The organism is Pseudothauera lacus (assembly GCF_003034845.1).
GTDB classification, from domain to species: Bacteria; Pseudomonadota; Gammaproteobacteria; order Burkholderiales; family Rhodocyclaceae; genus Pseudothauera; species Pseudothauera lacus.
This window is the reverse complement of the sequence record NZ_PZKC01000001.1, coordinates 195,313-219,214: the sequence shown is the minus strand read 5'-3', so window position 1 is coordinate 219,214 and position 23,902 is coordinate 195,313. Positions and strand designations below refer to the sequence as shown.

The following is a 23,902-nucleotide window of genomic DNA, read 5'->3' as shown; positions in this document are numbered from 1 at the left end:
GCTCAGGCGCCGCGCAGCAGGTCGTTGATGGCGGTCTTGGCGCGCGTCTGGGCGTCCACCTTCTTGACGATCACCGCGCAGTACAGGCTGTACTTGCCGTCGGCCGAGGGCAGGCTGCCCGGCACCACCACCGAGCCGGCGGGTACGCGGCCGTAGTGGACCTCGCCGGTCTCGCGGTCGTAGATCTTGGTGCTCATGCCGATGTACACGCCCATCGACAGCACCGCGTTCTCTTCGATGATGACGCCTTCCACGACTTCCGAGCGCGCACCGACGAAGACGTTGTCCTCGATGATCACCGGACCGGCCTGCACCGGCTCCAGCACGCCACCGATGCCCACGCCACCGGAGAGGTGCACGTTCTTGCCGATCTGCGCGCAGGAGCCCACGGTGGCCCAGGTGTCGACCATGCTGCCTTCATCCACATAGGCGCCGATGTTCACGTAGGACGGCATCAGCACCACGTTCCTGGCGATGAAGCTGCCCTTGCGCGCCACCGCCGGCGGCACCACGCGGAAGCCACCCTGCTGGAACTGCTCCGGGGTGTAGTCGCCGAACTTGGTCGGCACCTTGTCGAAGAAGTTCAGGCTGCCGGCGTTCATCACCTCGTTGTCGCGCAGGCGGAAGGAGATCAGCACCGCCTTCTTGATCCATTGATTGACCACCCACTGGCCGTCCTTCTTCTCGGCCACCCGCAGGGTGCCGGCGTCCAGCCCGGCGATCACCTCGGCGACCGCGTCGCGCACCTCGGCAGGGGCGGCGGCGGGCGACAGGCTGGCACGGTTTTCGAAGGCGTCGTCGATGATCTTTTGCAATGCGTGCATGGGGAGGTATCCGTTGTTCAGAGTTTTTGACAGAAGGCGGCGATGCGCTCGGCCGCTTCCAGGCATTCACCGGGTTCGGCCACCAGCGCGATGCGCACGTAGCGCTCGCCGGGGTTGATGCCGGCGGCCTCGCGGGCGAGGAAGCTGCCGGGCAGGACGGTCACATTATATTCAGCCTGCAGCCGGCGGGCGAACTCGGTGTCGGCGATGGGCGTGCGTGCCCACAGGTAGAAGCCCGCGTCGGGGCGTTCGACTTCCAGCCAGGGGGCGAGCAGCGGGGTGATGCGGGCAAACTTCTCGCGGTACAGGCGGCGGTTTTCCAGCACGTGCGCTTCATCGTTCCACGCCGCCACCGAAGCGGCCTGCACCGCCGGACTCATCGCGCAACCGTGGTAGGTGCGGTAGCGCAGGAAGTCCTTCAGCACCGCCGCATCGCCGGCGACGAAGCCCGAGCGCATGCCCGGCACGTTGGAACGCTTGGACAGGCTGGAGAACATCACGATGTTGCGGAAGTCGCCGCGCCCCAACTGCTGCGCAGCCTGCAGGGCGCCGAGCGGCGGGGCGGTCTCGTCGAAGTAGATCTCCGAATAGCACTCGTCGGCGGCGATCACGAAGCCGTGGCGGTCGGACAGATCGAAGAGCTGGCGCCACTCCTCCAGGGTCAGTACGCGGCCGGTGGGATTGCCCGGCGAACACACGAACACCAGTTGCACGTCGCGCCACACGGATTCCGGCAGGCTGTCGAAGTTCGGTCCGAAGCGGTCGCCGGCAGCGGTGTTGTTGAGGAACACCGGTTCGGCACCGCCCAGCAGGGCGGCCCCTTCATAGATCTGGTAGAAGGGGTTGGGCGACACCACCTTTGCGCCCGGCTTGCTGCCATCGAGCACGCACTGGGCGAAGGCGAACAGCGCCTCGCGCGAACCATTCACCGGCAGCACCTGGCTGGCTGCATCGATCGCCGGCAGGGCGTAGCGGCGCATCAGCCAGCCGGCGATGGCCTCGCGCAGCGCATCGCTGCCCTGCGTGGTGGGGTAGGTGGCCATGCCGCCGAGATTGTCGGCGAGCGCCTGCAGGATGAAGGCCGGGGTGGTGTGCTGCGGCTCGCCGATCGACAGGCGGATCGGCTTCAGCCCGGCGGGCGCCTCGATGCCCTGGAAGAGGGTGCGCAGTTTTTCGAACGGGTAGGGATGCAGACGGGAGAGATTCGGATTCACGGCGATGTTCGCTTGCGATGCTGATCGGGCGCCAGGGGCAGGCAGGGCGTCGGCGGAGCCGGCATTCCGCGCAGGGCGGAAGGGCGAAGATGTTATCATGGCGCGCCCTTGGCCGATGCCCGGCACCACCTCCGCAACGCCTGCTGCAGCCGTAACCGACCCTGACCCGACGTGCGTCTTTCCAAGCTCAAACTCTCCGGTTTCAAGACCTTCGTCGATCCGACCACCGTGCTCACCCCGGGCAATCTGGTCGGCGTGGTCGGCCCCAACGGCTGCGGCAAGTCCAACATCATCGATGCGGTGCGCTGGGTGCTGGGCGAGACGCGTGCATCCGCCTTGCGCGGCGAGTCGATGCAGGACGTCATCTTCAACGGCTCCACCACCCGCAAGGCGGTATCGCGCGCCAGCGTCGAACTGGTCTTCGACAACGCCGAGGGCAAGGCCGCCGGCCAGTGGTCGCGCTACGCGGAGATCTCGGTCAAGCGCGTGCTTGACCGCAGCGGCGAGTCCACCTACTACCTCAACAACGTCCATGTGCGCCGCAAGGACGTCATCGACCTCTTCCTCGGCACCGGCCTGGGGCCACGCGCCTACGCGATCATCGAGCAGGGCATGATCTCGCGCATCATCGAGGCACGCCCCGAGGAGGTGCGCGGCTTTCTCGAAGAGGCCGCGGGGGTTACCAAGTACCGCGAGCGCCGCAAGGAAACCGAGGGACGTCTGGCCGACGCGCGCGACAACCTTACCCGTCTCGAAGACATCCGCATGGAGCTGGGCGAGCGCATCGAGCGCCTGCGCGTGCAGGCCGAGATCGCTGAGCGCTACCGCGCCCTGAATGCCGCCCATGTGCAGAAGCAGCAACTGCTGTGGCTGCTCAAGCGCAACGAGGCGCGTGCCGAGCACGCGCGCGTGGGCGAGGCGCTCAACGAAGCGAGTCGCCGCATCGAATCCGACAGCGCCCGCCTGCAGGAGCTGGAAAGCGCCGTGGAGGACGCCCGCACGGCGCAGTCGGCAGCTTCCGAAGCCGTTCATCAGGCGCAGACCGACCTTTTCACGGTGAGTGCGGAGGTCAGCCGCCTGGAAGCGGAACTGCAGCATCTGGGCGACACCCGCAAGCGTCTTGAGGCGCGTCTCGTCCAGCTCGACAGCGATCACGCCCACTGGCTGCAGCGCCGCGAAGCGCTTGCCGCGGAGCGCGAGCGCTGGTCGGAATTGCAGGACAATGCCGCGATGCGTGCGGAGCAGGCCGAGGCGCGCCACGAAGAGGTTGCCGGGCGCCTGCCGGAGGCCGAGTCCGCCCGTCAGGCGGCGGACGCCACGGTATCCGCGGTGCGCCGCGAGCTCGCCCAGGCCGAGCAGCAGTTGCGCGTCCAGGAAGCCAACCGCAGCAGCGCCAACCGCGCCCTCGAAGGTCTGGCGCAGCGCCGGGTCCGCCTCGAAGGGGAGGGCGCCGCCATCCAGGGCCCCGACGAGGGCGCGCTGGCCGAAGGCGAGGCGCGCCTCGAGACCCTGCGCGAAGCCCTCGCCGCCCTCGAACAGGAGCTGCATGCCGTACAAGCGGCGCAGCCTGCGGCGCAGGCCGCGCTGAAGGCCGCACTCGATCACGAACGCCAGACCCAGCGCCAGCTTACCGAACTGCGCGCGCGCCGCGACGCCCTTGTTCAGTTGCAGGCGCGGGTGCAGTCGCAGGGTGAGCTCGGCGACTGGCTGCGTCGCCATGGCCTTGCCGATGCGGCGCCGCTGTGGCGCGCCCTGCGCGTCGACGCGGGCTGGGAGACTGCCGTCGAAGCAGTGCTGCGCGAGCGGCTGGCTGCCCTCGGCGGCCTCTCTGCCACCGACGCCCGCATCATGCTGGATACACCACCGCCGGGCTCGCTCGCGATGGTGCTCGCGGCACCGCCGGCAGCCAGCGCCGCCGCCGCACTGCCTGCCGGGCTGGTTGCGCTCGCCACCCATGTCGAACTTGTCGATCCGGCGCTGGCCGCCATTGTCGGCGAGTGGCTGGGCGGCTGCGCCGCCGTTGATGATCTTGCCGCATGGTTGCCGCGTCACGCCGAACTGCCCGCGGGGGTGATGCTGGTGTCGCGCGACGGGCAAGTGCTGAGCCGTGACTGCCTGACCCATTACAGCCCGGACAACCGCACCCACGGGGTAATGGAGCGCCAGCGCGAGATCGACGAACTGAGTGCGCGCCAGCAGACGCTCGACGACGATGCGCGGATGGCCCACGATGCCTTGCTGACCGCCGAGGCGCGCGCCGCGGAACTGCACGAGCGCAGCGGCCACCTGCGCCGCGAGGTGCAGAACCTGCAGAACCAGGTTCACGGCGTGCAGGTCGAGGTTCTCAAGCTCACCCAGGCGCGCAGTCGTGCCGAGGAGCGGCGCCAGCAGATCGAGCGCGATCTGGCCGACGTGCTGCGCCTGGAAGAGAGCGAGCGCGAACACCTCGCCCGTGCCGATCTCGAATATGGCCGTGCCGCCGAACTCGCTGAACTGCAGCACCAGCGCCTCGATGCGGCCATGGAGGTGCTCGACGAGCGCGACCAGAGCCTGCGCAATACCCGTGCGCTGGAGCAGGCCACCGCACGCGAACTGCAGGAGGCGCGTTTCTCCGCGCGCGAGTGTGTCGGCAAGCTCGATGACCTGGCGCGCAACCTGCAACTCGCCGCCGAACAGCTCGAACGCATCGCCGCCGAACAGCAGCAGCGCACGCAGGAGCTCGAAGCCACCGCCACCGTCCGCAGTGCCGCCGCACTGCAGGATGCGCTGGCGCTGCGCAGCGCCCGCGAGACCGCACTGGGCGGGCGTCGCGATGCCCTCGAAGAGGCCAGTGCGGTGCTGCGCCAGCGCGAGGAGATGCGTCTGCGCACCGAACAGGAGGCGGCGCCGCTGCGCGAGCGGGTCGCCGAGCTGCGCCTGGCGGTGCAGGCCGCGGAGCTGGCCTGCGCGCAGTTCGACGAACGCCTGCGCGAGGCCGCTGCCGACGAGGATGCGCTGGCCCCGCTGCTCACCGCCGAGCTGCGCGAGACCGCGCTGCAGCGTGAAGTGGCGCGACTGGCGCGCGAGATCGCCGAGCTTGGCGCGGTCAACCTCGCCGCGCTCGACGAACTCCGCAGCGCAGACGAACGCAAGGGCTATCTCGACGCCCAGGCCGACGACCTCAATCAGGCCATTGACACGCTCGAGGATGCCATCCGGCGCATCGACCGCGAGACCCGCGAGCAGCTGCAGGACACCTACAACACCGTCAACGGGCATTTCGGCACGCTTTTTCCGCAGCTCTTCGGCGGAGGACAGGCACGCCTCGAACTCACCGGCGAGGAAATCCTCGATGCCGGCATCCAGATCGTCGCCCAGCCACCGGGCAAGAAGAACAGCTCCATCCACCTGCTTTCCGGCGGCGAGAAGGCGCTCACCGCGATCGCGCTGGTGTTCTCCATGTTCCAGCTCAACCCGGCACCGTTCTGCATGCTTGACGAGGTTGATGCGCCGCTTGACGATACCAACACCGAACGTTACGGTCGGATGGTCAAACGCATGTCATCGCAGACGCAGTTCATCTTCATCACCCACAGCAAGATCACCATGGAGATCGCCCAGCAGCTGGTGGGGGTGACGATGCAGGAACAGGGCGCCTCGCGCGTGGTCGAGGTGGATATCGACGAAGCCATGCGCATGGCCGAGAGCGTGGTGGCCTGAGTCGTATACAGTATTGGACGGCGTGCCGCTGCCGGCACACCCAGCTCTACAACGGGACGGTTTATGGACAGCGAACTTCAGATCGGATTGATTGCCGCGGGTGCCGCGGTGGTGGTGCTCATCCTCGCCTACAACAAATGGCAGGAGCGCAAGCACAGCAGCAAGGTCGACAAGGCCTTCCGTTCCGAGCACCGCGACGTCCTGCTGGAGCCCCGCGACGGCTCCGCGAGCACGGATGACGAGCCCGCCGAACTGCCCGAGACCCTGACCCCGCCCCCTGAACCGGTGCCGGCTGCGCGCGCGGTCAGCGAGGGCGCCAGCCGTCGCGCCACCCCCGAGGCACCCGATACGGTCGATGCGCGGGCCGACTGCATCGTGCGCATCGAGTCCTTCGAGCTGCTCGACGTGCCGCGCCTGTGGAGCGCCCAGCACGCCATCCTGCAGGACTTCGGGCGCAGCGTGCGCTGGTTTGCCTTCGACGACGGCCGCAACCTGTGGCGGGAAATCGGCCCCAACAGCGCCGGCGCCCACCACTGGTTCTGCGCCGCGCTGCAGCTGGTGGATCGCCGCGGCCCCATCGGCGAGGCCGACTACAGCCGCTTCGCCGACGGTGTGCAGCAGGTTGCCGAACAGTTCCTCGCCGTCCCCGCCGGCCTTCCCGCACGCGCCGAAACCCTGGCCCGGGCGGCCGAACTCGACCGCTTCTGCGCCGAGGTGGACGTGCAGATCGGCGTCAACGTGATCAGCCAGAACCAGCCCTTTGTCGGCACCAAGCTGCGCGGCCTGGCCGAAGCCCAGGGCCTGGTGCTTGGCGACGATGGCAGCTTCCATGCCCAGGACGATGATGGCAACACGCTGTTTACGCTGGGTAATCTGGAACCGACGCTGTTCTCCGCGGAGTCCCTGCGCAGCCTGCAGAGTGCCGGCATCACCCTGGTCATCGACGTCCCGCGCGTGCTCAACGGTGCGCAGGCCTTTGATCGCATGATGCAGTGTGCCAACCTGCTTGCCGATGCCCTCGGTGGGGTGGTCGTGGACGACAACCGTCACCCCTTTGGCAGCGAGGCGGCGAGCATGATCCGCAGCCAGATTGCCCAGTTCCATGCCCACATGGGCAAACATGAGATTCCTGCCGGCGGTGCGCTGGCACTGCGCCTGTTCTCCGCCTGATGACTGCACAGCAAGACCCCGCCGGGCGCATTGCCCGGCTGCAGGCGGAAATCCGCCGCCACGATCACGCCTACTACGTTCTCGACGCCCCCACCGTACCGGATGCCGAGTACGACCGTCTGTTCCGCGAACTGCAGGCCCTCGAAGCCGCCCATCCCGAACTCGCCAGCGCCGATTCGCCGACGCGCCGTGTCGGCGGTGCTGCACTGCCCGAGCTCGCCGCGGTACGCCACGCGGTGCCAATGCTGTCCATCCGCACCGAAACTGACACCACCACGCAGGGCGTGCGCAACTTCGATGCACGGGTGCGCAACGCGCTCGGCCTGGATCTCGCCGATGCGCCGGTGGAGTACCTCGGCGAACTGAAGTTCGACGGCCTGGCGATCAGCCTGCGCTATGAGCACGGCGCGCTGGTGCGCGCCGCGACGCGCGGCGACGGTGAAACCGGCGAGGACGTCACCCACAACGTGCGCACCATCCGCCAGATTCCCCTGCAGCTCACCGGCGCTGCACCCGCGGTGCTGGAAGTGCGCGGCGAGATCTACATGCGCCGCGACGACTTCGAGGCCCTAAACGCCCGCCAGCGCGCAGCAGCCGAGAAAGTCTTCGTCAATCCGCGCAATGCCGCGGCCGGCGCGGTGCGCCAGCTCGACCCGCGCATCGCCGCCCGCCGTCCGCTGTCCTTCTTCGCCTACGGCATCGGCGAGCATGTGGGTTTCGCGCTGCCGGAGACCCAGGCCGGCCTGCTCGAGTGCCTCGCCGCCTTCGGCGTGCCGGTGTGCGAGCACCGTTGCGTGTCGGCCGGCCCGGACGGCCTGATCGCCTTCCATGCGCACATCGCCGCCTTGCGCGACACGCTGCCCTACGACATCGACGGCGTGGTGTACAAGGTCAATCGCGCGGATCTGCAGCGCGAACTGGGCTTCGTCACCCGCGAGCCGCGCTGGGCGGTGGCGCACAAGTACCCCGCGCAGGAGGAAATCACCCGCCTGCTGGCCATCGACGTGCAGGTTGGCCGTACCGGTGCGCTGACTCCGGTGGCCCGCCTGGAGCCAGTGTTCGTCGGCGGCGTCACGGTGACCAACGCCACCCTGCACAACCAGGACGAGATCGACCGCAAGGACGTGCGCATCGGCGACTGGGTCATCGTGCGCAGGGCAGGGGACGTGATCCCCGAGGTGGTCGGCCCGGTGCTCGAACGTCGCGAGGGCGAGCTGCCGCGCTACGACCTGCTGGCGGCCTACCCCAGCTGTCCGGTGTGCGGCTCGCATGTGGTGCGCGGTGAGGACGAGGCGGTGGCGCGCTGCACCGGCGGGCTGTTCTGCCCGGCGCAGCGCAAGCAGGCCCTGCTGCATTTCGCCGGCCGCCGGGCGATGGACATCGAGGGCCTGGGCGACAAACTGGTCGATCAGCTGGTCGATGCGGCCATCGTCAAGAGCCCGGTGGATCTCTACCGTCTCGGTCTGCTCGCGCTCGCCAATCTGGAGCGCATGGGCGAGAAGTCGGCGCAGAACCTGCTGGCGGCGATCGACAAGAGCCGTAACACCACGCTGGCACGCTTCATCTTTGCGCTCGGCATCCGCAACGTCGGCGAGGCCACTGCACGCGATCTGGCACGCCACTTCGGCCAGCTCGACGCGCTGCTGGCTGCCGACCTGGAGGCCCTGCAGCAGGTGCCGGACGTCGGTCCGGTGGTGGCGCAGTGCATCGTCGACTTCCTCGCCGAGCCGCATAACCGCGAGGTCATCGAACAGCTGCGCGCAGCCGGCGTGCGCTGGGAGGAGGGCGAGCCAGCCGCACCCGCGGGCCATCTGCTCGGCAAGACCTTCGTGCTCACCGGCACCTTGCCGAACCTGAGCCGTGATGAAGCGAAGGCGCTGATCGAGGCGGCCGGCGGCAAGGTCAGCGGCTCGGTATCGAAGAAGACCGACTGGGTGGTGGCCGGCGCCGAGGCCGGTTCGAAGCTCGACAAGGCCCAGGCGCTGGGCGTGGACATCGTCGACGAGGAAGGCCTGCGTCGGCTGCTGGAACAGGGGCAGGGCCCCGCAATGGATACAGGAGAGGAACAGGCATGAAGAAGGTCACCAAGGCAGTATTCCCGGTCGCCGGCATGGGCACCCGTTTCCTGCCCGCCACCAAGGCGAGCCCGAAGGAGATGCTGCCCATCGTGGACAAGCCCTTGATCCAGTATGCGGTGGAAGAGGCGGTGGCCGCCGGCGTCACCGACCTGATCTTCATCACCGGGCGCACCAAGCGCTCGATCGAGGACCACTTCGACAAGGCCTACGAGCTGGAAACCGAGCTTGAGGCACGCGGCAAGACTGCCTTGCTGGAGCTGGTGCGCAAGACTGTGCCCCAGGGCGTGAACTGCGTCTATATCCGCCAGCCCGAGGCGTTGGGCCTGGGACATGCGGTGCTGTGCGCCTCGCATGTGATCGGCGACGAGGCCTTTGCGGTGATGCTCGCCGACGACCTGCTCGACAACCCGGGGGCGACCCCGGTGATGAAGCAGATGGTGGATGTGTTCAATTATCATCGCTGCTCGGTGCTCGGCACCATGAACGTGCCGCGCGAGGAAACCCGCAGCTACGGTATCGTCAGCACCGAGGGCGACTCCGGCAAGGTGCAGCGCATGACCGGCATCGTCGAAAAGCCCAGGCCCGAGGATGCACCGTCCACCCAGGCGGTGGTCGGGCGTTACATCCTCACTCCGCGCATCTTCGACCACATCCGCGCGCTCAGGCCCGGCGCCGGTGGCGAGCTGCAACTGACCGACGCCATTGCCTCGCTGCTCAAGGAGGAAGCGGTACTGTCCTACCAGTACGACGGCGTGCGCTTCGATTGCGGCTCCAAGCTCGGCTATCTGAAGGCCACGGTGGAGCTCGCCCTGCGCCATCCGGAAGTGGCCGAGGAGTTCTCCGCCTGGCTGGCCGGGCGCAACGGATAAGCGCGAGTGAGTGTGTCCATGCTTGGAAAACCTGTTGCACCCGCCCCGAAGAGGCGTGGCAAGAAGGCAGGCACAGCACGCCTGTCGCCCCGCAGGGTGCCGGAAGGCATGCAAGCCGAGGAATGGCAACGCCAGCTGCGGCGCCAGTTCGGGCGCGAACAGGACTTTGCACTGGAAAACCTGGGGGACGACCCCCTGTTTTCCGAGTTCAGGGTCGCCAATGCGGCATCGGGACGCGCCTATCGAGTGCTGATCCGCGGCACCGCGCCGGGCGACAACCGCTGCACCTGCCCGGATTTCGCCACCAACGAGTTGGGAACCTGCAAGCACATCGAGTTCGTGCTCGCCAGGCTGGAGCGCAAACGCGGCGCGAAGGCGGCTCTCAGGCGCGGTTTTCAGCCCGCCGGCAGCGAGCTCGTCCTTCACCCGGGCAATCCGCGCACCCTGCGCTTTCGGCCGGGCAGCGACGCCCCGGAGGGAGTGATCGACCTCGCGCGCGGGATCTTCCGCGTCGAGACCGACAAGGACGGGACGCGCTACGTCCTCAAACCGCACAAGTTCGGACGCATCGAGACCCTGATCAAGGGCTGCGCCCACTTCGACCACCCCTTGCATATCGACGACGCCGCGCGCGACCACCTGGCGAGCCTGCGCGATGCCGAGCGCCGCCGCGAGACCCTCGAGAAAGCGTTTCCCGACGGTGCAAGCAGCCCGACCCTGGCCCAACTCGTCAAGGTTCCTCTCTACCCCTATCAGGCGGAAGGGGCCTTGTTTGCAGTGCATGCCGGCCGTGCCTTGATCGGCGACGACATGGGGCTCGGCAAGACCATCCAGGCGATTACCGCGGCCGAGATCTTCGCCCGATACTTCGGCGTGAGGCGGGTGCTGGTGATTTGCCCGACCTCGCTCAAGTATCAATGGCAGCGCGAGATCGCGCGCTTCGCCGGGCGCGAGGCACGGGTGGTCGAGGGCGGGCGCCCCGCGCGGCGCGACATCTTCGCCGCCGACGACTTCTGCAAGATCACCAACTACGAGAAGCTGCGTAGCGACCTCGACCTGATCCAGGAGTGGGCGCCGGAGCTGGTCATCGTCGATGAGGCCCAGCGCGTCAAGAACTGGAACACCATTGCCGCGCGCGCCATCAAGCGCATCGACAGCCCTTACGCCATCGTGCTCACCGGCACGCCGCTGGAGAACAAGCTTGAGGAGCTCATCTCCATCGTCCAGTTCGTAGACCAGCACCGCCTGGGGCCCACCTGGAAGCTGCTGCACGAGCACAGCCAGCGCGACGACAGCGGGCGGGTCACCGGCTACGTCGGCCTCGACCGTATCGGACAAACGCTCGCGCCCATCCTGATCCGGCGCCGCAAGGCGCAGGTGCTGACCCAGTTGCCGGCGCGCACCGACCAGCAGGTGCTGGTGCCGATGACAGAGCTGCAGGCCGCGCTGCACGAAGACAACGCCCAGGTCGCCGCGCGCATCGTGCAGCGCTGGCGGGCGAGCGGCTTTTTGTCCGACACCGACCAGCGGCGGCTCACCTGCGCACTGCAGAACATGCGCATGGCCTGCGACAGCAGCTACCTGCTCGACCAGGAGAGCGACCACGGCGTGAAGGCGGACGAACTCGCCGCCCTGCTCGACGAACTGTTCGCCGATCCTGACGAGAAGGTGGTGATCTTCAGCCAGTGGCTGCGCATGCACGAAGTGCTGATCCGGCGTTTCGAGGCGCGCGGCTGGGGCTACGTGCTGTTCCACGGCAGCGTGCCCTCGAACAAGCGCCAGGCGCTGGTCGACCGCTTCCGCGACGACCCGGCGTGTCGGCTCTTTCTTGCCACCGACGCCGGCAGCACCGGCCTCAACCTGCAGCACGCCGCCACGCTGGTGAACATGGACCTGCCGTGGAACCCCGCGGTGCTCGAGCAACGCGTCGCGCGCATCCACCGCCTCGGCCAGCAGCGTCCGATCCGGGTGGTGAACTTCGTCGCCCGCGGCACCATCGAGGAGGGCATGCTGTCAGTGCTGGCGTTCAAGCGCTCGCTCGCGGCGGGCATTCTCGACGGCGGCGGCGCCGACATCTCGCTCGAGGGCACCCGTCTGTCGCGCTTCATGAAGGAGGTCGAGGCAGTTACTGGCGCAGTCGCACCGGGCGAACCGATCACCCCCACCGAAGAGGCACCGGCCACCCAGACCGACGATCCCGAGCGCGATACGGAGAGCCCCCCACGGGAAGACGGTGAGGCCCAAGGCGAGCCCGCCGGGCGCGCACCGGCTTCATCCAGTCCCGCTCACGACGGCGATCGGGATGGCGACCCGTGGGCCGCACTGCTCGGCGTCGGCACCCAGCTCGTCGAGGCACTGGCGGTTGCCAGCCAGCCCCAGGGCACCGGGGCAAAGCACCCGTGGGTAGTACGCGACGAAACCACCGGGCAGTCCCACCTCAAGCTGCCGCTGCCGGAACCCGAGACGGTTGGCCGCATCGCCGGCGTGCTCGCCGGCCTGGCCAGCGCGCTCGCCAAGCGCCGCTGAGCATCACCGATGGCGCTCGACTACGCCACCGCGCCGTCACCATCCGGCGTGGCTGCTGCTGCTCGCCGACTCCGCGCCGCTGGTGGCGAGCTTTCTCGCCCGCGTGTTCGTGCGTCATGGCGCAGGTCGACCTGGTCGAGGCGCTGGAAGGCGAGGGATACCGCGAGGAAAAGCGCGCCTATACACAGGCGGCGACGATGGGTGCGTGAAAGCGCCGGGCTTGACTTTTCCTGTCGGCGGGCTAGCATACGCCGTATGACAACCCTTGCCGCAGGAGTGCACCATGCGGATCAACGCCCGACTCGACGATAGCTACGCCGAAAAGCTGGAGTTCCTGCAGTCGGCCACCCGTTTGTCGCTCTCCGACATCGTGCGCGACTCGGTCGACCGCTATTACGAAGCCGTGCTCGCCGAGCAAAAGCGCAAGCGCGCCAGCCTCGACAAACTCGTCGGCGCCTTTTCCGGCGGCCCGCCCGACGGCTCGACCCGCTACAAGCAAGACGTGCTCGACCACGTCGCTGGCAAGCACGCGTGATCATTGCCGACGCGGGCTTCTGGATCGCCTTGCTGCATCGCGACGACCGCTGGCACCCCCGCGCCCGCACGTGCTACGAGGCGCTGACCGAGCGCCTGATCACCACCTGGCCGGTGCTCACCGAAGCCTGTCACTTTCTCCAGCGCCGCGTTGGTGAAGCCGCCAAGCAGGGGCTACTCGATGCGCTGGGCGACGGCGCCTACGAGGTCTTCCAGCTCGAAGCCCGGCACGCGCCACACGTGGTGGAGTTGATGCGCCGCTACACCGCCTTGCCGATGGATCTGGCCGATGCTTCGCTGGTGGTGCTGGCCGAACACCTTGGACACGGCCGCATCCTGTCCACCGACCTGCGCGACTTCGGTACCTACCGCTGGAAGAACCGCGAACCCTTCAGCAATCTCCTGATGCCGGAGTGAGAATCGGGGGCCAAGGCCTGCTTGAAGCTGCAGGATCAAACATCTGAATTGGCGCATGGGGGAACTCAGCCGTACGGGAGCGCTGTGTCAAGTGGGCAAGCAGCTGACTGCGAGACGCGGCTCCCAGGAGTCAAGTAGATGCGACCGCCAAAAGCCAGATGGCGCCCCTGAGGGCGCCATCTGCATTGATCAACCGGGCACAAACAGGGGGCGGGGCGGCGATCAGGCCGCGTCGGCCTTGGCCGCGCGCTTGCGGTCGGTTTCCTTCAGGTGACGCTTGCGCAGGCGGATGTTCTTCGGGGTGATCTCCACCAGCTCGTCGTCGGCGATGAACTCGATGGCGGATTCCAGGGTGAGCTGGATCGGCGGGGTGAGGCGGACCGCCTCGTCGGTACCGGAAGCGCGCACGTTGGTGAGCTGCTTGCCCTTGATCGGGTTCACCACCAGATCGTTGTCGCGGGTGTGGATGCCGATGATCATGCCTTCGTACAGCGCTTCGCCCGGGCTGACGAACATGCGGCCGCGGTCCTGCAGGTTCCACAGCGCGTAGGCCACGGCCTCGCCGTCGTTCTGCGAGATCAGCACGCCGTTGCGGCGTTCGGCCATCGTGCCGGCCATCGGGCCGTAGTCGTCGAACACGTGGGAGGCCAGGCCGGTCCCGCGGGTCATGGTGAGGAACTCGCCCTGGAAGCCGATCAGGCCACGCGCCGGAATGCGGTATTCCAGGCGCACGCGGCCCTTGCCGTCGGGCTGCATGTCCTGCAGCTCGCCGCGGCGGCGGCCGAGTTCTTCCATCACGCCGCCCTGGTGGTCTTCCTCGACGTCCACGGTGAGCATTTCGTAGGGCTCGCACTTCACCCCGTCGATTTCCTTGAACACCACGCGCGGACGGCCGACGGCCAGCTCATAGCCTTCGCGACGCATGTTTTCCAGCAGGATGGTGAGGTGCAGTTCGCCACGGCCGGAGACTTCGAAAGTGTCCGAGTCGCTGGTGAAGTTCACCCGCAGGGCGACGTTCTTCAGCAGTTCCTTTTCCAGGCGCTCGCGGATCTGGCGGCTGGTGACGAACTTGCCTTCGCGCCCGGCCAGCGGGGAGGTGTTGACCATGAAGTTCATGGTCAGCGTCGGTTCGTCCACGGCGATCGGCTTCATGCCCTCGAGGCATTCCGGGTCGCACAGGGTGACGCCGATGTTGACCTGCTGGATGCCGGCGATCAGCACGATGTCGCCCGCTTCCGCGAACTCGGCGGGGGAGCGCTCGAGGCCCTTGAAGGTCAGCACCTGGCTGACCTTGCCCTTGCCACGGTTCTCTTCGCCGTACATCACCACCACTTCCTGGTTGGGCTTGACGCGACCGCGCTTGATGCGGCCGATGCCCATCTGGCCCATGTAGGTGGAGTAGTCGAGCGAGCAGACCTGCATCTGCAGCGGGCCGTCGGCATCCACTTCGGGCGCCGGCACGTGCTTGAGGATGGCTTCGAACAGCGGGCGCATGTCCTTGCGCTCGTCTTCCAGGTTTTCCATCGCGAAGCCGTTCAGGCCGGAGGCGTAGATCACCGGGAAATCGAGCTGCTCGTCGGTGGCGCCGAGCTTGTCGAAGAGGTCGAAGGTGTGGTTGATCACCCAGTCCGGACGGGCGCCGGGGCGGTCGATCTTGTTCACCACCACGATGGGCTTCAGGCCCAGGGCCAGCGCCTTGCGGGTGACGAAGCGGGTCTGCGGCATCGGGCCTTCCTGCGCATCGACCAGCAGCAGCACGCTGTCGACCATGGACAGTACGCGCTCGACCTCGCCGCCGAAGTCGGCGTGTCCCGGGGTGTCCACGATGTTGATGTGGGTGTCGCCGTACTGAATCGCACAGTTCTTCGACAGGATGGTGATGCCGCGTTCCTTCTCGATGTCGCCCGAGTCCATGATGCGTTCGGCAACCTGCTGGTTTTCGCGGAAGGTGCCGGACTGGCGGAGAAGTTGGTCAACCAGGGTGGTCTTGCCGTGGTCGACGTGGGCGATGATGGCGATGTTGCGGATGGCGCGGGACATGGGGAGGCCGGAAGTCTTTGAAAAGGCGCGGATTCTAACACGCACTGCGGCGGCGCAGCATGAAAAACTGCAGGGCAGGGTGGTGGTGGGGCACGGCGCCGGGGGGCTGCGGGGCTGCATGCTAGAATCGGCGCCGATTCACAAAGGAGAAAGGCAGCATGCTGGCAATCATCGGCGGTAGCGGACTCACTCAGTTGTCCACCCTGGAGATCGTGCGCAGGGAGGTCGCCCGCACCCCGTACGGCGAACCGTCGGGGGCGCTGACCTTTGGCGAACTGTGCGGCACGCCGGTGGTTTTCCTTGCCCGTCACGGTTACGGCCATACCATTGCGCCGCACCAGGTCAATTACCGCGCCAACCTCTGGGCGCTCAAGCAGGCACGCGCCAGCGCGGTGATTTCCGTGGCCTCGGTCGGCGGCATACGTGCGGACTTCGCGCCAGGCACGCTGGTCGTACCCGATCAGATCATCGATTACACCTGGGGGCGCAAGAGCACCTTCTTCGAGGGGGCCGACGAAGTGGTGCATCACATCGATTTCACCGAACCCTACGATCAGGCCTTGCGGGAGCGCTTGCTGGCGGCCGCGAAGGCGGCCGGCCATGCAGTGTTCGATGGTGGTGTCTACGCCGCCACGCAGGGGCCGAGGCTGGAAACCGCTGCCGAGGTGCTGCGCATGGAACGTGACGGCGCCGACCTCGTCGGCATGACCGGCATGCCTGAGGCTGCGCTGGCCCGCGAACTCGATCTGCCGTACGCAGCCATCAACGTCGTCGCCAACCACGCCGCCGGCAAGGCATCGAGTGCGCGCAGCATCCGCTTCGACAGCATAGAGGAAGTACTTCAGGAGGCGATGATCCGCGTGAGGGGTGTCCTGGAGCAGTTGTGCAGGCAGACCGGAGCGTAAGCCACCTTGGGCTTGAGAGCCGCGCAGGTCAGGAAGGGGCCGATGGGGCCCCTTCATCTTCATCGTAGAAATAGCCATAATTTGTATTATGTAAACATCGATACTCATGCATGCGTCCGGATACCCCGCTCAGCGCGGATCCATCTCTGCACACGCCAGTTCCGACAGCCTCGCCTTGGTGTTGCGCCGTTGTTCCGTGAGGCTGGCGGTCGAGCGCAGGCGGGCCTGGGCATCGATGTGGCGGATGCGTTGGCGCAGGCCCGCGCATGAAGGGTGTTCGCGCGCCGGTGCGGGCTCCGCGGCGCGTGATGCGGGCGTAACGCCCCTTGCCGTGGGGGCCGGCGGTTGCTTCCCTGCATAAACCGATACCCGGTCCTCGATTGCCCGGGACTGGGCGGGATCGCTGCACGGACGCTGCTGATAGATGGTCCTGCCCTCATGCTCGCAGCGATACACCTGGGCTTGGGCTGCGCCGATGGCTGCGGCGCACAGGCAGGTGGCGGCAAGAGCCTGTTTCATCCGTCGAGCTCACGCACGCGGTCGAGGGCCTCCTCGATGCGGTCCACGGCGATCACCTGCAGGCCGTCGATGTCTTGCCGCGGTGCGTTGGCGCGCGGCACGATGGCCACCGTGAAGCCGAGCTTGGCGGCTTCCTTGAGGCGCTCCTGGCCGCGCGGTGCCGGACGGATCTCGCCGGCGAGACCGACTTCGCCGAAGACGGCGAGTTCGCGCGGCAGTGCCCTGCTGCGCAGCGATGAGACGATGGCGAGCAGGACGGCCAGGTCGGCGGCCGGTTCGGTGATCTTGACGCCGCCGACGGCATTGACGAAAACGTCCTGATCGAAGCAGGCGACGCCGGCATGGCGGTGGGCGACCGCCAGCAGCATCGCCAGGCGGTTCTGTTCCAGGCCTACCGAAAGGCGCCGGGGATTGGGACTGTGGCTGCTGTCCACCAGGGCCTGGATCTCCACCAGCAACGGCCGCGTGCCTTCCTGGGTGACCAGCACGCAACTGCCGGAAACCTGCTGGGGGTGCTGGGAGAGGAAGATCGCCGAGGGGTTGCTGACGCCCTTCAGCCCGCGGTCGGTCATTGCGAACACGCCAAGTTCATTGACGGCGCCGAAGCGGTTCTTGAAGGCGCGCACGAGGCGGAAGCTGGAATGCGTGTCGCCCTCGAAATAGAGGACGGTGTCGACGATGTGTTCGAGCACGCGTGGCCCGGCCAGGGTGCCGTCCTTGGTGACGTGGCCGACGACGATCAGCGCCGTACCGCTCTGCTTGGCGTAGCGCGTGAGCTGCGCGGCGCATTCGCGCACCTGGGCGACCGAACCGGGGGCCGACTGCAGGGCTTCGGAGTACACCGTCTGGATGGAGTCGATGACGACGATCTTCGGCTGTGCGTCCTTGAGAGTGGCGAGGATGCGTTCGAGATTGATCTCGGCGAGCAGTTGCAGCGGCGTGCTGCCCAGTTGCAGGCGCTGCGCACGCAATGCCACCTGTTCGCCGGACTCTTCGCCGCTGACATAGACCGCGGCATGGCTGACCGCGAGCTGGGAGAGGGCCTGCAGCAGCAAGGTGGATTTGCCGATGCCGGGGTCGCCGCCGATCAGCACCACGCCACCGGCAACCAGGCCGCCACCCAGCACGCGGTCGAACTCGCCCATGCCGGTGGGGATGCGCGGCTGCTCGCGCGCTTCCAGCGCCGCCAACGGTTGCAGACGGCTGCTCTGCCCGGCCAGTGCGGCAAAACGGCTGGTGGCCGCCCCGCCCTGCTCCACGACCGTTTCGACCAGCGTGTTCCACGCCGAGCATTGCGGGCACTGGCCCTGCCAGCGCAGGCTTTGCGCACCGCATTCGGTGCAGATGTAGGCGGTCCTGGTCTTGGCCATCAGTGCTGTCTGAGCGGTGTGGTAGCCATGCGCGCAAGCGCATCGGTGGCGAAATCGGCGAAGGTGGTGATCAGGCGCGAGCGGAACTTGTCACGCGGCAGGATCACTTCCAGCGGGGTGTATAGCGGCGGATCGAGCGGCACGCCGACCAGCCGCCCTTCGCGCAGGTCGCGACGGATCGCGGCGCTGGAGGCAATGGCGTAACCCAGCCCTTCGGCGGCGAGATGCTTGACGGTGGCCAGGCTGCCCAGCTCCGCACATACTGGAATCTCGTCGAGTCCGACGCCGCCGGCATGCAGGAACTGGTCGGCGAGGACGCGGATGGCGTTGCCGGGATCACGGGTGATGAAGGGGTGGCCGGCGAGATCCTGGGCTTTCAGCGCCTTGGCCCGGGCCAGCGGGTGCGCAGGGTGACAGATCACCAGCAGCTCGTCGCGGGCGGCGCTGCGCCGCTCGATGGCCGGCTGGTCGGAGACGATCTCGATCAATGCGACATCGAGTTCGCGGGCGACGACGCGGTCTTCGGTGAGCTGGGAGTTGCCCACCACTACCCGCGGCACCACCCGCGGATAGCGGCGCTTGAACCCTTCCAGAAGCTGCGGCAGCCAGTAGGCGGCGATGGTGGTGCTGGTGCCGATGCTGATCACCCCGGTGAGTTCGTCGGTGAGCTCGGCGACGCGTGCTTCGAGTTCGTCGCTGAGCCCGAGGATGCGCTCGGCGTAGGCGAAGACGATCTCTCCTGCCGCCGTCAGTGCAACCTTGCCGTGGCCGCGATCGAGCAGACGGGTGTTGAAGTGCTCCTCAAGCTGCTTGATCTGGAAGGTCACCGCTGGCTGCGTCATGAACAGATGTTCGGCAGCGCGGGTGAACGAGCCGTGACGGGCTACGGCGTGAAAGACCTGGAGTCTGCGGTCGGCCATGATTCCGATAAATAATACTTATCTGGGCAATTACAGCACAAATTTCCTCTGCCGGGTGGTGCCGGCGACTGCCCGCTGGGGACTCTGTAACGAAAGTCTTCGCTTCGTGATATAAACCGCACTCCTCCCTGTCGCGATGGCGCCCCGTACGATGCCGCTCGGCTTCTACATCATCATGGCGGCGCAGTTCTTTTCTGCGCTGGCCGACAATGCCCTGCTCATCATCGCCATCGCGCTGCTGCGCGACATGTCCGCCCCGCCGGAATTCGAGCCGCTGCTGAAGCTGGTATTCACCGTGTCCTACGTGGCGCTGGCGGCCTTCGTCGGCGCCTTTGCCGACTCCATGCCGAAATGGCGGGTGATGCTGATCAGCAACACCATCAAGATCGGCGGCTGCCTGATGCTCTTCCTCGGCAGTCATCCCCTGCTCGCCTACGCGGTGATCGGACTCGGCGCCGCGGCCTACTCGCCGGCCAAGTACGGCATCCTCACCGAGTACCTGCCGCACCGCCTGCTGGTGGTGGCCAATGGCTGGATCGAAGGCCTCACCGTCGGCGCAATCATCCTCGGCACCCTCATCGGCGGCCTGCTGATCCGCCCCGACGTTGCCGGCTGGTTCATCGACCTCGGTGTTCCGGCGGTCGATACCGCGCTCGAGGCCACCATCCTGGTGGTCGGCACCCTCTACCTGCTGGCGGCGCTGTTCAACCTCTACATCCCCGATACCGGGGTCGACCACAAGCCGCTGAAGAACAACCCGCTCTACCTCTTTCACGACTTCAACCACTGTCTGAAGCTGCTCTGGCGCGACAAGCTGGGGCAGATCTCGCTGGCGGTGACCACGCTGTTCTGGGGGGCGGGTGCCACCCTCCAGTTCATCGTCATCAAGTGGGCGGAGTACAACCTCGGCTTCGATCTCTCGCAGGCTTCGATGCTTCAGGGGGTGGTGGCGATCGGCATCGCCGCCGGCTCGGTGATGGCCGCACGGATGGTCACCCTGCGCGGCTCGGTGCGGGTGATTCCGCTGGGCATTGCGATGGGGCTGGTGGTGCTGCTGATGACCGTCGTGCGCGAAACCTGGGTGGCGATGGTGCTGATGGTGCTGGTGGGCGGACTGGCGGGTTTCTTCGTCGTGCCGATGAACGCCCTCCTCCAGCACCGCGGTCACATCCTGATGGGCGCAGGCCACTCCATAGCGGTGCAGAACTTCAACGAGAACCTCTCCATCCTGGTGATGACCGGACTCTACGCCCTGCTGATCATGAGTGGCATGTCGATCAACACGGTGATCATGCTGTTCGGACTATTCGTCGCGGTCACCATGGTCTTCGTGCGCATCCGCCACCAGCAGAACCAGCGCGAGTTCGACAACGTCGCGCTCCTTGATGACCGCCGCCACTGAGCGCAGCAGCAGTCCTCAGTCGTTTCCGCTGCGGCTCTCGAGGGCGCGTTGCGCCAGGCAGAGGTCTTCCCAGGCCTTGGCCTTGTCGGCGAGGTTGCGCAGCAGGTAGGCGGGGTGGTAGGTGACCACGACAGGCAACTCGCCATGTGCGTGCAGGCGGCCGCGTGCCGCGCCGATGCGCACTTCGCCGCCGAGCAGGGCCTGCGCCGCCGGGCGGCCAAGGGCTACCGCCAGGCGGGGTTGCAGGAGGGCGATCTGGCGTTCGAGAAAGGGCAGGCAGGCGGCGATCTCGTCCGCTTCGGGGGTGCGGTTGTGCGGTGGCCGGCATTTCACCGCATTGGCGATGTAGACCCCTTCGCCACGCTTCAGGCCGATGGCCGCCAGCATGTTGTCGAGCAGACGTCCGGCGGCACCGACGAAAGGTTCGCCGCGCTGGTCTTCTTCTGCCCCCGGACCTTCGCCGACGAACAGCCACTGCGCGCGGCGGTCGCCGACCCCGGGTACCGCCTGCTTGCGTTTCTCGCACAGGCGGCAGGCCCGGCAGCTGCGGATTTCAGCTTCCAGCGCGTCCCAGTCCAGCGTGGCGATGCGTGCCAGGCGCGCAGGATCGACCGCTTGCGGTGAGGCGCTGTGCGCCGGGGGCGCCGGTGGCACGGGCGGAGCGGGCTCGGTCGTGCGTGGGGAGGGCACGGTGGCAGTGGCTGGCGGGCGTCGTTCAGGACGAGAGGTGACGGGGGCGGTGGACGCAGAGGGCGGCTGCGCAGCGGGCAGCGGTGCCCGATCGAGGACGGCTGCGCCACCCTCTTCTTCCCGGGATTGCGTGCGTGCACGGGCTCGCAGCTGCCACAACGGCCCCAGGCCCATTTCGCGCAGGATGGCGTCGCGGCGGGTATCGATCACAGCGGCAGGCTCATTACGATGGCGTCCTCGCGCCCTTCGAGTGCGGGGTAGTAGCCTTTGCGGCGGCCGATCTCGGCAAAGCCGGCACGGCGGTACAAGGCCAGCGCAGCGGTGTTGGAGGGGCGCACTTCGAGGAACATCTGCGTCGCTCCTGCGGCGCGTGCGCGCTCGCACAGGTGATCGAGCAGCGCCCGCCCGCAGCCACGGTTCTGCGCGCTGCGTACGACGCTGAGATCGAGCAGGTGGGCTTCATCGACGACCAGCAGCATCAGCGCGTAGGCGCAGGGCTGCTCGCCGTCGTACTGCAGCCAGGCGGAGTACCCGGCCTGCAGGGCGTCGCTGAAGTTGCCCGCGGTCCACGGAAAAAGGTGCAGCTCGCGTTCCTGCTCTGCCACCCAGGCGATGTCACCCTCGCGCATCGGCCGATAGGCGAGCCCCGACACCGTTGCGGCGCCAGCGGCGCTCATGCGCGCCCGCCACGCGCCAGGCGCTCTGCAGTGGTCAGGGCGACCTTGTCGCGCACGTACAGGGGGGCGGCGAGCTCGGCAGGCAGCAGTCGCCCCGCGCGGACCTGGTGGCGTGCCAGCAGGGCGACCTGAGCAGCGCGTGGCACGGCATCGGCATCCCAGCCGGCAAGCTTGGGAGCGAAGCGCTCGATGAGTGCGGGATACGCCCTCAGCGCAGAACCGAGGACCCGCCAGGGGCCGCCCGCGACTGGCAGCTCGAGGGCTTCCGGGGGAACGCAGTGCGGTGCGGCGACTTCCACCAGGGCGTTCTCGGTACGCCGGTAGGCTGCGCCATAGACTTCGCCCATGCGCGCGTCGGTGGCCGCCAGCAGCCATTCGCCCTCCCCTTGCTCGGCGAGAGCGGCAAGGCTGCATACCGGCGCCACACCGAGGCCACTGCCGAGCGCCAGCCCCTGGGCCACGGCGCAGGCCAGGCGCAGGCCGGTGAAGGCGCCCGGACCGCTGCCGAAGGCGATCGCATCGAGTCCGCGCAGCTTCATGCCGCCTTCGGCAAGCAGGGCGCGAATCTCGCCGAGCAGACGTTCGGAATGGGCGCCCTGCCCTTCGAGGGTGCGCTGACGCACACATTCGTCGGCCAGCAGCGCCACACTGGCGTGTTCGCAGGAGGTTTCGATGGCGAGGATCTTCATGGCCGCACCATTTTACCGGCTGCGGCGGCCGCACAGGAAATCGCCGCGTCAGTGCGGGGCGTCGCCGTCGCTGCCGTAGGCACTGCGCAGGGCGCGGCGCAACTCCAGATGCAATGCCGAACGCTCCTCGGCGCTGAGCTGGCGGCGTTGCGGGCGGCTGTCGAAAAGGTCGTCGTCGGCGAGCAGTGCGCGCCTGACTTCAAGCTGCCGCGGAGGTGCCGGTGTCTGGGGGTACTCGAGCACCACTTCCTCTTCCTGAAGCGGAATCTCGGCGCTCTCCTCCTCCGCCCACGCCGGCATCGCCAGCACTGCGCACAGCGCCGCTGCGGCGCAACTGCGCAGCACGGAGAGCCTGGCGGAGAAAGTACAGGGCTGGAGCGTCATGGACGGAATTATATTTGGCGAAGCGGATCGCAGGGCACGCCTGCATGCTCAAGATAGCCCCTAATCGCCTTCTTGCGTGGATTGCGTCACGCTTCCGGGAACCGTTTTGTAAGGGGATATTGCCCCGGCGGGGGTGCCTTACGAAGCGTTACCGGGGCCGTCGTCGATGCACCGCCGGGTGCTGGCTTTCGGCCTATGCCTCGCGTTAGGATGCCGCACATGAATACCAAGATCCGATACCGTGTGTTGCTGGTGGACGACGATGCGCGCCTGCGCGAACTGTTGTCCCGTTACCTGCAGGAACAGGGGTTCACCGTCAAGGCGGTGGTCGATGCGGCGGCGATGGATCGCGCGCTGCACCGCGAGCATTTCGATCTCATGGTGCTCGACCTGATGCTGCCGGGCGAGGATGGCCTGTCGATCTGCCGCCGCCTGCGTGCGGCCGACAACGCCATGCCCATCATCATGCTCACCGCCAAGGGCGATGACGTCGATCGCATCGTCGGCCTGGAAATGGGGGCCGACGACTACCTGCCCAAGCCCTTCAATCCGCGCGAACTGGTCGCCCGCATCCATGCGGTGATGCGGCGGCGCCCGCCGGCGCTGCCCGGTGCGCCGACGACCGAGGACGAAGTGGTGAGCTGCGGCCGCGTGCGGGTGAATCTTGGCACCCGCACCCTGACCCGCGACGGTGAGGAGATACCCCTTACCACTGGCGAATTCTCGCTGCTCAAGGTGCTCCTCCAGCATCCGCGCCAGCCGCTGTCGCGCGACAAGCTGATGGAGCTGGCGCGCGGACGTGAGTACGGTGTCTTCGACCGCGCCATTGATGTGCAGGTCTCGCGCCTGCGCAAGCTGGTCGAGGACGACCCCACCAAGCCGCGCTACATCCAGACCGTGTGGGGCTTCGGCTACGTCTTCGTACCCGACGAACCAAAGGCCGCAGCCGAGGCCTGAGGCGCGCGTGACGCGCTC

The 23,902-nt window shown here is 67.4% G+C and carries 20 protein-coding genes; 10 read left to right on the top strand and 10 right to left on the bottom strand.

Features of this window, described 5'->3' with window-relative positions; genetic code table 11:
• Positions 1-2: 2 nt before the first annotated feature.
• Complete coding sequence (gene dapD / locus C8261_RS00980; protein WP_107491782.1) at positions 3-824, bottom strand: 2,3,4,5-tetrahydropyridine-2,6-dicarboxylate N-succinyltransferase; 822 nt, start codon at positions 822-824, stop codon at positions 3-5.
• Positions 825-841: 17 nt separating this feature from the next.
• Complete coding sequence (gene dapC / locus C8261_RS00975; protein WP_107491781.1) at positions 842-2,038, bottom strand: succinyldiaminopimelate transaminase; 1,197 nt, start codon at positions 2,036-2,038, stop codon at positions 842-844.
• 171 nt (positions 2,039-2,209) lie between these two features.
• Between dapC and smc the strand changes: the two genes are divergently transcribed.
• The 7 genes from smc to C8261_RS00935 all read left to right on the top strand — a co-directional run bounded on the left by smc (position 2,210) and on the right by C8261_RS00935 (position 13,331).
• On the top strand, positions 2,210-5,737 hold the full coding sequence (smc, locus tag C8261_RS00970; protein ID WP_107491780.1) for a chromosome segregation protein SMC: 3,528 nt from the start codon (positions 2,210-2,212) through the stop codon (positions 5,735-5,737).
• Between the two features lie 63 nt (positions 5,738-5,800).
• Positions 5,801-6,907: a cell division protein ZipA gene (locus C8261_RS00965; RefSeq protein ID WP_107491779.1), complete on the top strand. Its 1,107-nt coding sequence runs from the start codon at positions 5,801-5,803 to the stop codon at positions 6,905-6,907.
• A complete protein-coding gene (gene ligA, locus C8261_RS00960) occupies positions 6,907-8,982 on the top strand; it encodes an NAD-dependent DNA ligase LigA (RefSeq protein WP_107491778.1) in 2,076 nt (691 codons plus the stop codon). The genes C8261_RS00965 and ligA overlap by 1 nt, the downstream gene beginning before the upstream one ends.
• On the top strand, positions 8,979-9,854 hold the full coding sequence (galU, locus tag C8261_RS00955; RefSeq protein WP_107491777.1) for a UTP--glucose-1-phosphate uridylyltransferase GalU: 876 nt from the start codon (positions 8,979-8,981) through the stop codon (positions 9,852-9,854). Before ligA ends, galU begins: the two co-directional genes overlap by 4 nt.
• Before the next feature lie 108 nt (positions 9,855-9,962).
• Positions 9,963-12,380, top strand: coding sequence for a DEAD/DEAH box helicase (locus tag C8261_RS00950; RefSeq protein WP_107491776.1), 2,418 nt, complete (start codon positions 9,963-9,965; stop codon positions 12,378-12,380).
• A gap of 283 nt (positions 12,381-12,663) precedes the next feature.
• Entirely contained in the window at positions 12,664-12,915 is a 252-nt protein-coding gene (locus tag C8261_RS00940) for a ribbon-helix-helix protein, CopG family (protein ID WP_107491775.1), read from the top strand.
• A complete protein-coding gene (locus tag C8261_RS00935) occupies positions 12,912-13,331 on the top strand; it encodes a type II toxin-antitoxin system VapC family toxin (RefSeq protein WP_107491774.1) in 420 nt (139 codons plus the stop codon). Before C8261_RS00940 ends, C8261_RS00935 begins: the two co-directional genes overlap by 4 nt.
• Before the next feature lie 222 nt (positions 13,332-13,553).
• On the opposite strand, the gene typA is transcribed toward C8261_RS00935, so the two are convergent.
• Complete coding sequence (gene typA, locus C8261_RS00930; protein WP_107491773.1) at positions 13,554-15,371, bottom strand: translational GTPase TypA; 1,818 nt, start codon at positions 15,369-15,371, stop codon at positions 13,554-13,556.
• 158 nt (positions 15,372-15,529) lie between these two features.
• On the opposite strand from typA, the gene C8261_RS00925 reads away from it, so the two are divergent.
• On the top strand, positions 15,530-16,276 hold the full coding sequence (locus C8261_RS00925; RefSeq protein WP_107491772.1) for an S-methyl-5'-thioinosine phosphorylase: 747 nt from the start codon (positions 15,530-15,532) through the stop codon (positions 16,274-16,276).
• Positions 16,277-16,405: 129 nt separating this feature from the next.
• Here C8261_RS00925 and C8261_RS17120 read toward each other — a convergent pair whose 3' ends face one another.
• The 3 genes from C8261_RS17120 to C8261_RS00915 are packed head-to-tail and all read right to left on the bottom strand — an operon-like array spanning position 16,406 to position 19,085.
• Positions 16,406-16,795, bottom strand: coding sequence for a DUF4124 domain-containing protein (locus C8261_RS17120; protein ID WP_146161623.1), 390 nt, complete (start codon positions 16,793-16,795; stop codon positions 16,406-16,408).
• Entirely contained in the window at positions 16,792-18,165 is a 1,374-nt protein-coding gene (gene radA, locus C8261_RS00920; protein ID WP_107491771.1) for a DNA repair protein RadA, read from the bottom strand. Before radA ends, C8261_RS17120 begins: the two co-directional genes overlap by 4 nt.
• Complete coding sequence (locus C8261_RS00915; RefSeq protein ID WP_107491770.1) at positions 18,165-19,085, bottom strand: LysR family transcriptional regulator; 921 nt, start codon at positions 19,083-19,085, stop codon at positions 18,165-18,167. Before C8261_RS00915 ends, radA begins: the two co-directional genes overlap by 1 nt.
• Before the next feature lie 151 nt (positions 19,086-19,236).
• Here C8261_RS00915 and lplT point away from each other — a divergent pair, with 151 nt between their 5' ends.
• Positions 19,237-20,487, top strand: coding sequence for a lysophospholipid transporter LplT (lplT, locus tag C8261_RS00910; RefSeq protein WP_107491769.1), 1,251 nt, complete (start codon positions 19,237-19,239; stop codon positions 20,485-20,487).
• A 15-nt stretch (positions 20,488-20,502) separates the two neighbouring features.
• Here lplT and C8261_RS00905 read toward each other — a convergent pair whose 3' ends face one another.
• Genes C8261_RS00905 through C8261_RS00890 form a run of 4 tightly spaced genes read right to left on the bottom strand, consistent with a single transcriptional unit; the run spans position 20,503 to position 22,927 of the window.
• Positions 20,503-21,351, bottom strand: coding sequence for a uracil-DNA glycosylase (locus C8261_RS00905; RefSeq protein ID WP_107491992.1), 849 nt, complete (start codon positions 21,349-21,351; stop codon positions 20,503-20,505).
• A 32-nt stretch (positions 21,352-21,383) separates the two neighbouring features.
• Positions 21,384-21,854 carry a ribosomal protein S18-alanine N-acetyltransferase gene (rimI, locus tag C8261_RS00900; RefSeq protein ID WP_181358789.1) on the bottom strand — a complete coding sequence of 157 codons (471 nt, stop codon included), beginning with the start codon at positions 21,852-21,854 and terminating at the stop codon, positions 21,384-21,386.
• A complete protein-coding gene (tsaB, locus tag C8261_RS00895) occupies positions 21,851-22,543 on the bottom strand; it encodes a tRNA (adenosine(37)-N6)-threonylcarbamoyltransferase complex dimerization subunit type 1 TsaB (protein ID WP_107491768.1) in 693 nt (230 codons plus the stop codon). The genes rimI and tsaB overlap by 4 nt, the downstream gene beginning before the upstream one ends.
• Before the next feature lie 48 nt (positions 22,544-22,591).
• Positions 22,592-22,927, bottom strand: a complete 336-nt coding sequence (locus tag C8261_RS00890; RefSeq protein ID WP_146161622.1) for a hypothetical protein — start codon at positions 22,925-22,927, stop codon at positions 22,592-22,594.
• A 219-nt stretch (positions 22,928-23,146) separates the two neighbouring features.
• On the opposite strand from C8261_RS00890, the gene ompR reads away from it, so the two are divergent.
• A complete protein-coding gene (gene ompR / locus C8261_RS00885) occupies positions 23,147-23,884 on the top strand; it encodes an osmolarity response regulator transcription factor OmpR (RefSeq protein WP_107491766.1) in 738 nt (245 codons plus the stop codon).
• The last annotated feature ends 18 nt before the right edge of the window (positions 23,885-23,902 follow it).